The sequence below is a fragment of the Tepidibacter sp. genome, assembly GCF_025210165.1.
Lineage (GTDB): Bacteria > Bacillota > Clostridia > Peptostreptococcales > Peptostreptococcaceae > Tepidibacter_A.
In genome coordinates this window covers 1-12,160 of the sequence record NZ_JAOASI010000016.1, presented here as the reverse complement: position 1 = coordinate 12,160, position 12,160 = coordinate 1, and the positions used below count along the sequence as shown (strand labels likewise).

General features: G+C 30.7%; 12 protein-coding genes. All 12 read right to left on the bottom strand.

Annotation, left to right across the window (positions count from 1 at the left end; all coding sequences use genetic code 11):
* Positions 1-128 precede the first annotated feature (128 nt).
* The 12 genes from N4A48_RS02320 to N4A48_RS02265 all read right to left on the bottom strand — a co-directional run bounded on the left by N4A48_RS02320 (position 129) and on the right by N4A48_RS02265 (position 11,961).
* Positions 129-608, bottom strand: a complete 480-nt coding sequence (locus N4A48_RS02320; protein WP_293664063.1) for a hypothetical protein — start codon at positions 606-608, stop codon at positions 129-131.
* Between the two features lie 210 nt (positions 609-818).
* Complete coding sequence (locus N4A48_RS02315; protein WP_293664062.1) at positions 819-2,141, bottom strand: DVU_1553 family AMP-dependent CoA ligase; 1,323 nt, start codon at positions 2,139-2,141, stop codon at positions 819-821.
* Positions 2,141-2,764 (bottom strand): histidine phosphatase family protein, encoded by a 624-nt coding sequence (locus N4A48_RS02310; protein WP_293664061.1) that lies wholly within the window; start codon positions 2,762-2,764, stop codon positions 2,141-2,143. Before N4A48_RS02310 ends, N4A48_RS02315 begins: the two co-directional genes overlap by 1 nt.
* Positions 2,731-3,831, bottom strand: coding sequence for a DVU_1551 family NTP transferase (locus tag N4A48_RS02305; protein ID WP_293664060.1), 1,101 nt, complete (start codon positions 3,829-3,831; stop codon positions 2,731-2,733). The genes N4A48_RS02310 and N4A48_RS02305 overlap by 34 nt, the downstream gene beginning before the upstream one ends.
* On the bottom strand, positions 3,828-3,920 hold the full coding sequence (locus tag N4A48_RS15005; RefSeq protein ID WP_334303769.1) for a hypothetical protein: 93 nt from the start codon (positions 3,918-3,920) through the stop codon (positions 3,828-3,830). Before N4A48_RS15005 ends, N4A48_RS02305 begins: the two co-directional genes overlap by 4 nt.
* Positions 3,921-3,967: 47 nt before the next feature.
* Entirely contained in the window at positions 3,968-4,498 is a 531-nt protein-coding gene (locus N4A48_RS02295) for a radical SAM protein (protein ID WP_293664059.1), read from the bottom strand.
* A gap of 2 nt (positions 4,499-4,500) precedes the next feature.
* A complete protein-coding gene (locus N4A48_RS02290) occupies positions 4,501-4,941 on the bottom strand; it encodes a DVU_1555 family C-GCAxxG-C-C protein (RefSeq protein WP_293664058.1) in 441 nt (146 codons plus the stop codon).
* Between the two features lie 3 nt (positions 4,942-4,944).
* Positions 4,945-5,658, bottom strand: coding sequence for a DVU_1556 family methyltransferase (gene trsM / locus N4A48_RS02285; protein ID WP_293664057.1), 714 nt, complete (start codon positions 5,656-5,658; stop codon positions 4,945-4,947).
* Positions 5,655-5,864 (bottom strand): DVU_1557 family redox protein, encoded by a 210-nt coding sequence (locus tag N4A48_RS02280; RefSeq protein WP_293664056.1) that lies wholly within the window; start codon positions 5,862-5,864, stop codon positions 5,655-5,657. Before N4A48_RS02280 ends, trsM begins: the two co-directional genes overlap by 4 nt.
* Before the next feature lie 2 nt (positions 5,865-5,866).
* On the bottom strand, positions 5,867-8,122 hold the full coding sequence (locus N4A48_RS02275; RefSeq protein ID WP_293664055.1) for a pyridine nucleotide-disulfide oxidoreductase/dicluster-binding protein: 2,256 nt from the start codon (positions 8,120-8,122) through the stop codon (positions 5,867-5,869).
* 71 nt (positions 8,123-8,193) lie between these two features.
* Complete coding sequence (locus N4A48_RS02270; RefSeq protein ID WP_293664054.1) at positions 8,194-10,914, bottom strand: molybdopterin-dependent aldehyde oxidoreductase; 2,721 nt, start codon at positions 10,912-10,914, stop codon at positions 8,194-8,196.
* 24 nt (positions 10,915-10,938) lie between these two features.
* A complete protein-coding gene (locus N4A48_RS02265; protein WP_293664053.1) occupies positions 10,939-11,961 on the bottom strand; it encodes a molybdopterin-binding protein in 1,023 nt (340 codons plus the stop codon).
* Positions 11,962-12,160: the final 199 nt, after the last annotated feature.

Genomic DNA, 12,160 nt, shown 5'->3' with positions numbered 1-12,160 from the left:
GTTAATGTGCATAATTTCTCATGTTGTTTCTTATATTTTCTCTTTCCGTTCTCTCTAGTTATTAGTATTTCAATGGTTATCCTATATTATCCTTGTATTTCTCATATTATTTATTAGTGCAGGTTATCCTACAAATCAACATTAAATGGTACTTGATTAACTATTTCAAAAAATTTCTTAATTATATTTTGAGGAAGATATACTTTTTTTCCTTTAAAAAGACTTGTATTATTAAAAGAGAGTGATATTTCATCTAATGCTTTTTCTGTATCATAAATTTCCATTAATAAATCTATAATAAGTTTATCCTTCTCCTTGAAATAATGTATACTAGGATCAAAAGTGAAATTTTTACCAAAATTCAGTGTTTCTTCATTTATAATGTATTCTATAAATTTCTTTATATTTTTGACCACATATAACCTTTTATCTCCTACTTTCAAACTCAAATAAGTATCATTTAAGAATCCATTTTTTTCATGAATAAACTCATAATCTATTTCAAGATTTACTAAAACCTTGTTATAACTCTCTTTATAAGTAAAAAAATCTAATACATCCTGTGTTATATATTTTTCTTTTGAATCTTTTAATGTTAAATGTAGCATATTTCACCTCTATTCCCTTAAACTCGCTAAGATTACTTTTTGATACATATAAGTATTCAATATTTTATTATATCATAACAAAAAAATAAGAAACCAACTAAAATGTCAGTTTCCTGTTTTTTATAACGAATAGAAAATTATACTCATCTTCAAATTGTGAATAAATATAATTTTCGTTATGAGTTTCAAAAAAGTCTACATTGAAAATCTTCAAACGGAAGACTTTTTTATTAATTTTCGCTTTACCATTCCACTACTAATTTCTACTTCTTCAATTTCTCCACAATGTTTTAAATACAGTTTTTCTTTATCCAAAATACCAGCTATATTTGATGAGTATAAGGCTTTTTCAATATCTTTTTTATTTACTAATTTATTTTGATTTAATGATTTTGTATATATTTCTAATGTATTATTTTCTGTTATAACAGCCTTGTAATCAACAAGTTCTTCTATTCTAAACATAGCTTCATCTAGTTGTTCTATACTTATGGTCAAATCTTCAACCTTTATTTTATCCTCTATTCTTCCCGTTACATAATCCATTCTTGGAAGAACATCACTGCATTTACAAGGTTCACTTATAAATTTTGTATAATCTCCAGTTCTATATCTTATAAGTGGCATGCCTTCTCTTGCAAGAGTTGTAAATACAACCTCTCCCGTATCTCCTAATGGCATAACTTCTCTAGATACAGGATTTATAATCTCAAAATAAAAATCAGCTTCTCTCATATGATAACCAGAAAGATCTTCACATTCAACACCTCCACCAAATCCCATCTCAGTCATACCATAATGAGTAAATACTTTACAGTTAAAAGCTTTGCCTGTAGCTTCTTTAATAGTATTTGGAACATAATCTGCACTTAGAAGTATACTTTTTAAGCTTATATTCTCATACTGTTTATTATTCATTTTTACTTTAGCAAGATTTAAAATTTGTATAGGAATTCCTATAATACAGTCAATTTTTTTATTTTTCATTAATTCTAATACCTCAAATGAATTCTTAACAGTCCCTAATACTATCGCCTCACAGCTTAATTTTTCAAGTGCCTTTTTAAGTAAATAACCTATACTACCATAACTTTGTCCAGGCATTAAAATAAGTACACAATCACCCTTTGAAGCAAGATATTGTATTCCATTATAGAAAAAATCTATAGTTTTTTCTAAATCATTTTTTGTAAAGAAAACTCTTTTTTGCTTACCCGTGGTTCCTGAGGTTTTTAAAGTAACTATTCTAGAAATCATATGTTGAGGTACGCATAAAAAATCTTGTGATCTATTTCTTAAATCTTCAGGTAATGTAAATGGAATTTTTGAAAAATCATCAAAACTATTTATTTCGTATGGATTTATATTTTTTAATAGATTCTTATAAAAAAGACTATTTTTCTTTGCATAATCCATGACCCTTCTTAGACTATCCAACTGATATTTTCTCAAATCCTCTAATGTTATATTTTTATGAGTATTTTCACCCAAAATACATTTTTCTATCCATTTTTCATATACTGTATTTTTCATTATCTACTCTCCACAATTTTCTTTAAGTTCACTCCTTTTAATTTTAAAGTATCATCAGCAATTAATATATTAATACATCCATAATCCTGCTTTATATTAAAGATATGCTTTATATCTATATCTAAAATATGCGTAATTAATGCTCTAAAAAATCCAGCATGACCTAATATAGCAAGATTTCCAGTTGTTTTAGATATTATATCTTTTATAGCCAATACTGCTCTTATTTGACACTCTCTAAAAGATTCCCCATCAGGTACAATAAAATCACCTATATTATCTATTCTTTTCTCAAACATTTTAGGATACATAGTTTTTACATCCTTAAAAGTTAATCCCTCCCAAATACCCATATTAATTTCTCTAAGCTCTCTCATATAATGTATTTTTTTATTTTTAAACAATATATCTGCACTCTGCTTTGTTCTTGATAAATCGCTACAAAACACATGATTAATAGAAGTATTTAAAAAAGTACTTTTTAGTCTTTTCATTGTTTCAATTCCTTCACCAGAAAGAGAACAATCAGTATGACCTACATATCTTTTTTCTCCACTAAGCTCTGTTTGACCATGTCTTATAAGGTATATTAGCCTTTTATTTGAAGCTTTTCTATTTGGCATCCTATAATCTCCTCAATCATATTTTTTATTTTTTTTGCATTGTCAAACCTTTTGTTTATATTGCTAACAGCATCTTCACAATTTTTGTATCTATTAATTGAAGATTTATGTCTTTCGTTTATATCAATCATTTGAGCTTCTTTTATTAACTTATCGCAAATATATATAATTTCTCTCTCTCCTATTTTTTCTATCTCAGATATATCCATATGAGATTTTATTACTTCATAAAGACAAGGATAACCTAGTTTACTTATAGTAACTGCTCCTTGTTTAGCATGTTGCTTTTCACCCTTTTTAATATCATGTAATAAAGCACCTGTATATGTAAGATTTATATTTATATTGCAACCATTTTCATTAAGTTTTAAGGCTATTACTCTGGCAAGTTTGGCTACATATTCCATATGAAGCTTAGTTTTTTCATTGACATTACAGATTCTCATAATTTCTTTGCATTCAAGCTCATCAGGATATGGAAAATATGATATATAGTCTAATATAACTTTATAATCTTCCTTATTATCCATGTCAAGTAAAATTCCTCTATCTGCAACCTGAATATTTTTACTTCTATCTTTATAAAAAGATAATAGATTCTTTAATCCTCCTGATTCATTGTAGCTGAGTATTTTTTTAGAAATAGAAGTCGAAATAAAAGGTGGATGCCCTTTTATATTAGAAAAGGTAGGGTGAATTACAATATAGTTTCTCTTTTCATATTCATGAATAATAGTTTTTAATGTATATGAATTTATACAAGGAATGTCTACTGGAAGTATAAAAAAAGCATCTATATCTTCTGATAATTGCGATACCCCTGTTTTTACTGATTCTAGCATCCCCTTATCAAAGTATTTATTATGTACTACCTTAGCATCAACAATGTTTTTTATCAAATCATCATTATGACCAGATACAACATATATATTGTCAATATTGGCCTCTTTAAAAGTATTTATCACTCTATTTATCGCAGTTTGTCCATGCAAGTCCATAACAGGCTTAAACTCTCCCATACGTGAAGAATATCCCGCTGATAATATTATGGCTGCATATTTTTTCATTTCATTAAATCTCCCCTAACTTTTATAAGTTCAGCCGCAATGCTTACAGCAATTTCTTCAGGGGTTTCTGCATTTATTTCAAGTCCTATTGGATTGTATACCTTATTAAAATCATCTATAGAAAACCCATCTAATTCTAAAGCTTTAATCCATTAGTATTAAGCTGTATGAAGCTAAATCCCATATCATGTCCTAATTTTATAATTTCGTCAAGGTTCTCTCTTAAGGTTGGCTTTCCTCCTGATAATTGTATATTACAATTTCCCGATGCCTTCATAACTCTTTGGTAGTAATACTTTATGTTTTCTATATCTGGTTCATTATTCTTGCCTGAGTTAGCAAAACAGAATTTGCAGTTTAAATTACACTTTTGTGTAACCTCAATAAGTGCAGTGCAAGTATGTTGTCTATGATTACTGCACAGCCCACAATCATGTGGACATCCACTCGATGCTTCAGTAAAGGGACTTTTTGGATATGCAGCAGTCTTAGGTCTTTTCCAAGAATTATAGTTTGGTGATTCTCTCCAAATTATAGTTTCAAATTTTCCATGTTCCCTACACTTTTTATTAATATAAATATCTTTATTTTTCTTAATCTTATATGCCTTTAATGTTTTAAAACATATAGGACATATACTTTTAGTAACCCCTATAATCTCTCCCATTTTTAATCTCCTATATATCCGTATTCTTTAAGTATACTCTTTACTTTTTTATAAGATTGTGTCATTAAATTCCCACATCTTACAGGATATTTATTGTTGTATATTATCTCTTCAAGATTATCCTCTTGTATTATGTCTTCACAATCACAACTTCCATATTCATTCTCAAACCACTCTATATATTCACTAATCATTTTATTTAAATTATTATCCTTTACATCTATTGAATCTGCCTTTCCTGCATAAAAACCAAAAACACAAGCACCTCCAGATATTACTCCACATGTTTTTCCACTTCCACCTATTCCTCCACAAAATCCTGTCATGGATTTTACAAGTTCCTTATTTTCGCAACCTCTTTTTTTAAGCTCCATCATAATAAGTATCTGGCTACAGCAAAATCCCTCAGAAGCCAGTTTGTACATATCAAATGCATCTTGCATTTTTTAATCCCCCTTTTTTGCAATCATAAAAAAATATCCTGGTTTACATAAAGATAATTTAGTTTTAAAATCCGAACAGTTTTCACATGTAGTAACATTCCAAAATTTATCCATAGAATCATATTTAAATATTATATCTACCATTAACTGCTTTAAAAGTGATGTCCAATCTTCTAAATTTATTACTTCAAACCCTTTACTTTCAATTTCTATTAAAAGCTTTCCCATATCAAGTAGTCCTCTTAAACAGGTTTGAACATTACTATTTTTTAGTTCATCAATATAATCAGGTTCTTTTGCAAATACATCAGAAATAATTACAAATCCCCCTGGCTTTAAAACTCTGTGTATTTCTTGTATTGTGTCTTCATATTTTTTCATAAGAGAAAGAGTGCATTCAGCAAATACAACATCAAATACTTTATTATCATACGGTATACTTTCTCCAACTCCCTTTATAATAGGTAAATTCTTAAGTTTTATCCCTCGATCAATAAGCTTTTGAGATGGATCTATTCCACAAGCATCTATTTGAAGCTCACTTTTAAGAAAATCTACCGTAGCTCCCATTCCACATCCAACATCTAATACCTTTTGATTTTTTGAAATATTACAAAGTAATACCGCTCTATTAGTTAATAAAAAACCTCCAGGTCTTAGTGTATTTCCTGTAACACATCTTATATCATCACTTTCATATACATTATTTTTTTTCATTTGTCCTCTAGTCCTTTTTCAACCTCAAGCATTTTCCCAATTGCTAAATCTTCAGGAACTAATACGTTTTTACAAATTGGACATTTTAATAATTCAACTTCAAAATTACCAGATAAATAAATTGCTTTAACACGACCTTCTCTAACAGGATAATTACATTTTTGACAAATCCACTCTTCATCATAGTTTTCTTTGTTTACATCCATCACTACTCCCCCTGTATATCCATTCTATGAGTATATGTTTTTATAATTTTATAATCATCACAAATTTTTTCATACTCAACCCAATATGTTACATTCACGATTCTTCTAAAGGCTAGATACTTGTTAGTTTTTGGATTAAAAAATATATTTTTATTTTCCTCAGCCATACCTATTACTTTTTTAATATCGCCTTCTAGTATTAATCTATCATCCATAATATCTTTAACATTTTGATCTATTATAAGGTTTATATCGCCGTAATCTTCCTTTAAATCTATTTTTTCTCCCCATATATTCAGTATAGACATTTTAAGTTTCAATCTATTATCACGTCTTTGAGAAAGTGTCGGTCCCTTTTTACTTGATAATTCATCTATATTTTCTCCAAATATAAGGTCTAAAATATGAAAAGTATTCTTTCCCCTTGATACAAAAAGATCTCTACACATAGCACAATATGCAAGATAATCGCCTTCATGCTCCTCAATACGTTTATCTGTTGCATAGTTGCTAAATTCTTTATTTGCAAAATATGAAAGCCCTCCATAACCACAGCACTGTGTATTTTTTTTGGTATACTTTGGCTCAATAACTCCATAGCCAAGCTTTGATAAGATTTTTCTTACACTATCATGGATATTAGGATAATCTCTTGCTGTACATGAATCATGCATAACTAGATCTTTTTTATGTTTTTTTATTTCATTACTTACTCCCTTTTCATTCAAAACTTCCCATAGAGTAACTAGTTTTATATGCGGAAGATATTTTTTAAATATGTAATAGCACGTTGAGCATGCAACTATAATTATTGGCTTACCCATTAATTCCCAGGATCTTGAAACATTTTTCATTGATTCCTCAAATAAATCTTCTCTTCCTGCCCATTCTCCAGGAGCTCCACAGCAGCCAAGGTAAAGTCCTACACCTCCATCTAGGTTTTGTATTAAATAATCATACGATTTTTGTACGTATTCTGGATATGATCCACAAAGCTGGCATCCTGGAAAAAATAAAAACTTACTTTCATTCATATTTGGTTGGTGCTTTAAAAGAGTAAAATAATCACTATTGTTAAATTCCATATCCTTTAGGGCAAAGTCATGGGCTGATAAGGGCATCTTTCCTTTTTGAACCATGCTTTTTCTTGTTTCTCTTATTATCTCACTCATATCAATATTGCTTGGACACTCAGTTTTACATAATCCACATAGCATACAAGAATTTATAGTCTTATTAGCGTAACGATCTCCAAGTATAACTCTTTCATTTTGATTAATCTTTCTTATATATGCCTTTGGGTCTAGTTTTTCATATTGAAGATGAGAGCAAGCCTTATAGCATTTATGACACTCACACAATATACATCTTTTTGCTTCTAAAATAGCATCTTCCTTTGTATTTATTACTACTTGTTTACAATCATCAATATCTTTTGTATCAACCTTTAATTTTGTCTTATATGACCCTTCATTATCTCTAAGAGCTACAAGAGACTTTTTATTAATATATCTATCAATAGAAATAGCTGATCTTCTTCCTGTTGAAACAGATAAAATTATGGATTCATTACCTGTTACAATTCTTCCTCCACAAAACACTCCTTTAATTTGAGTTTGAAAGGTTGTATTATCTACATCCAATTTTTCTTCCCAATTTCCTGTTCCTATGTATACAGCTTCATAATCACATTTTAATTTATCTATATCAAGTCTCGATATAGTTTTTCCTTTTTTTATTTGTATTCCTGATTTTTGAATATTATCAATTTCCTCTTCAAGAATACTACTTGGTATTATATCTTCAGTCTTTTTTCTTAACCTACCACCTAATGTGTTATCTTTTTCAAATATAGTTACTAAGTACCCCTTGCTTCTAAGGTCTATTGCACACGTTAAACCACTAATTCCTCCACCTATAATTGCAACCTTTTTATTATTATCACGTATAGGAAGCTTCTTTATTTTTGCATTTGCTCCATACTGTACAACAGCTTTTTCTAGATCACTTATTAAAACTGATCCTCCTTTATTATTCCTAACACAAGAGTTATAGCATGGATGATCACAAACTCTAGCTATTATTTTAGCCATAGGCATTCTTTTTTGAAGAATCTTATATGCACTCTTAAAATCACCTTTTTGTATTTGCTCAATAAAACCCTTTACGTCAACATGAATAGGACAAGAAGCTATGCATGGTGCTAAATTATCGTTTATACAGAGGTTCTCTGTTGCAAGTATTTTTTCAAGATTCATAGGCTTATCCCCTTTTAAGTATTTTTGAAAAGAACCTAAAGTAAGCATTTACTTTAGGTTCTTGAAAATTTCTATTTGTTAAGTCCAGCCTTTATCTTTTCAGTAAGTGCAGGTAGCTTGGTTATTCTAACTCCACATGCATTGTGTATTGCATTTATAATTGCAGCATGAGGTGCTGAAAGTGGCATTTCTCCTGCTCCAGATGCTCCATATGGACCATATGGTCTCTCTGTTTGCATATAAATAAGTTCTATGTTATCTGTTACATCTTTTATATTAGGAATTCCGCACTTTGTAAGAGTTGTATGTTTCTTCAAATCTTCAAAGTCTTCACTAAGTGCAAGACCTATTCCTTGTGCAAGACCTCCATAAATCTGTCCATCTACTACAAGCTTATTAACTATAGTACCTACATCCGAAATAATTGTAAGCTTTTCAACATTAACTTTTCCTGTTTGTATATCTACTTCAACTTCTGCTAATAAAAGACCATACATATAACATGGGAATGGATTTCCTTGTCCTGTCTCAACATCACATGCAGTACAAGCTGCAGTCCATTTACCATCATGTTTTACAGGTATATTTTCTTCAATCATTTCTGAGTAAGTTCTATAAGTTCCATCATCCTTTTTCATTGCCTTTAATAAATTCTCACATGCAACCTTAGTAGCATTTCCAGTAAGAACATTAGAACGGCTTCCTCCTGCCGGTCCGCTATTAGGAGTAAGGTTCATATCATTCATAACAAGCTTTATATCATCAGGCTTTATTCCTATTGGCTTTAATGATTCATGTGCAATAGCAAGTGTTCCCATATCTGCTCCTTGACCATGATCCTCCCATGAGTTTCCGATTGTAACTCCACTCGGAGTAAGCTCTGCCCAAGCTTCTGAGCTATCAGCTCCATCAAGTCCAGAACCGTAAATAAGAAGAGATACCCCTGTTCCGTACTTTTTATTTTCTGATTTTAAATTCTTATCCTTAGCTCTTTTCTTTACCTCATTATAGATAGGTCTCATTTTTTCTATCATTTCAGGGGAGCATATAATGTCTGGTTTACAACCTGATGGAGTTGTACTTCCTTCTCTGTATACATTCTTATATCTAAATTCTAATGGATCCATTCCAACTTTTTCTGCAAGCTCATCTATTAAAACCTCAGATGAGAATAATGCTTGTGGTGATCCATATCCTCTAAAAGCTGAACCCCATGCATGATTTGTACAAACTGTTCTTCCTTCTCCTCGTATATTATCTATATTATATCCAGCTCCTATAAACTGTGATCCTCTCATAGTAAGAAGGTCTCCAAATTCTGAATATGGTCCATGATCTACACTCCAGTCACTCTCAAGTGCTTTAATATTTCCATCCTTATCAGCACCCATTTTAACATTAATGAAGAAAGGAGATCTCTTTCCTGTATAAGTTATTTGTTGATACATACTAAATTCAAGGTATACTGGCTTATTAGTTTCCATAGCTGCAACTGCTAATAAGGCTTCAATAGTCGGACTAAATTTATATCCAAATGTTCCTCCAGTAGGATTTTGAACAATAGCTATTTTATCAGCAGAAAGTCCAATGCCATCTGCTATCATAAGAGCATGAAAATGAAGTGCTACACTCTTTGAATGTATATTTAATTTTCCATCTTCTCCAAAGAAAGCAAATCCCACATCAGGCTCTATTGGCAGATGCGGTTGTCTTCCTACATAAAAATCATCTTCAACTACATATTCACATTCTTCAAATATCTTATCAGTATCCTCACCCTTTACTACCTTTGTTGTATAATATATATTAGGTGTTCCTGGATGAATTTCAATAGCATCCTCTGCCATAGCTTCTGGAGCACTCATATACGCTGGAAGTTCTTCAAGTTCAACCTTAACTTTTTTGCATGCCTCCTCAGCATGAGTTGGAGTATCTGCTAGAACCATAGCTATAGCATCTCCAAATTGGAAGACCTTCTCATCGCAAAGTATAGGTCTATCAAGTCCATCTCCAAGATTAGATGGAAAAGCTAATCCATTTATTCTATTATTACCTTTAACATCTTTATATGTTATTACCTTGTATACACCTGGCATTTTTTCAGCTTCACTAATATCTATAGAAATTATATTTGCATGCGATACCTGTGCTTGAACAAGTTTAATATGAAGAGTATCCTCAGGAAGCGTAACTCCAAGATCTGCTCCAAAATCCCAAGTTCCAGTAACCTTTGCACAAGCTGAAGGCCTTATATAATCTGTTCCTAAAATACTAGCTCCTTCAGGAAGCTTATACCATACATCTTCTTTTGTTATCTCACCTCTAATAAGTTTTGCAGCAGTCATTACCGCATCAACTAATGGCTTATATCCTGTACAGCGACATACATTTCTAGTTTTTTGGAACCAATCTCTAACTTCTTCTCTTGTAGGATTATTATTTTCATCTAATAAAGCCTTTGCTGAAACTATAAAACCTGGTGTACAAAATCCACACTGAGCTGCTCCATGTATCATCCATCCAAGCTGAACTGGATGAAGATTGTCTGGTGAGCCTATACCTTCAATAGTTATAATTTCAGATTCATTTTCAACTCTTTTCATTCTAACAATACATGCTTTAGCAACCTTTCCATTTAGAATAACATTACATGCTCCACATTCCCCTTTTCCACAGCCTACCTTTGTACCTGTAAGTAATAACTGCTTTCTAAGTACATCAGCTAAAGTAGCATCTGGACTTACAACTATTGTTTTTAAAACCCCATTAATTTTCAAATTTTTCTTTAACACTAATTAATCCCCCTTTAGATTTATTTAACCTTTCCCAAAGCTACAATTTGGAAAATTACATATATCACAATTCCAACATAGTCCACTATGACCCAATCTTCTAATAGACTTTTTATCTATTTTTTCCCCTGCCATTACTCTAGGTAAAATGAGATCGAATATAGTTCTCTTACTGTACATAACGCAACCTGGAAGTCCCATAATAGGAATATCATCTATATATCCCATTAAGAACATAGCTCCTGGTAAAGTTGGTGCCCCATATGTAATTATATTTCCTCCAAAGTTTTTTATTCCTGTTGGAGTAACATCATCTGGATCAACAGACATTCCTCCAGTTACAAGTATCATATCAACTTTAAGTTTAAGAAGCTCATCTATTGCGTCCTTTATCATCTCTACACTATCTGATACTAATATTTGCTTTATTACACCTCCTCCAAGTTCTTCAAGCTTGTCTATAATTAAAGGTCCAAATTTATCCTTTATTCTACCTGTATATATCTCACTTCCAGTTGTAATAACACCTGCCTTCATAGGTTTTAATGGTAAAATTTCAACTACTGGACCTTCTTTTTTACATATTTCCTCTATCTCTATAACCTTGGTTTCTTCAGTGACAAGAGGAATAATTCTTGTACCTCCTACTACCATTTCACTTTCTACTACAATATCCGTATGTAAGGTTGCAAACATTGTATCTTCTATATTATTGATTTTATCAAGAGCTTCAATATTAACTTTTAATAATCCCTTTTTCTTTGCCTTTAAGCTAACCTTCCCTTCTTTTGGTAATGTAAGATCTATCCCTTTGCCTATAGCTGCTTTTGCCATTCTCATTGCAGCATCATTTTCATGTAAAAAACCTTCTTTAAGATCCCACACATAAATATTTTGCTTTCCAATATCTAAGAGCTTATCCACATCCTTGACTTGTATAATATGTCCCTTTTTAAATGCAACACCTTTAAACTTGCCAGGAATGATCTGTGTAATATCATGGCATAAAACCATACCTATAGCTTCACGAACAGGAATAACCTTCATCATTTCATCTCCCTAAGTAAAATAAATACTATATTTTTAAAATACTAGTTAAACATTAAATTAATCTATTGTGCTAGTTGAAATCAATTTACTTAATATGGTAAATTGATTTCAACAAAAAAAATATCCTCTTAACTTCAAACGTATGGTTATATTATCCAAATGCTAAAGACTTAATTCTTGATATATCTTCATCTTT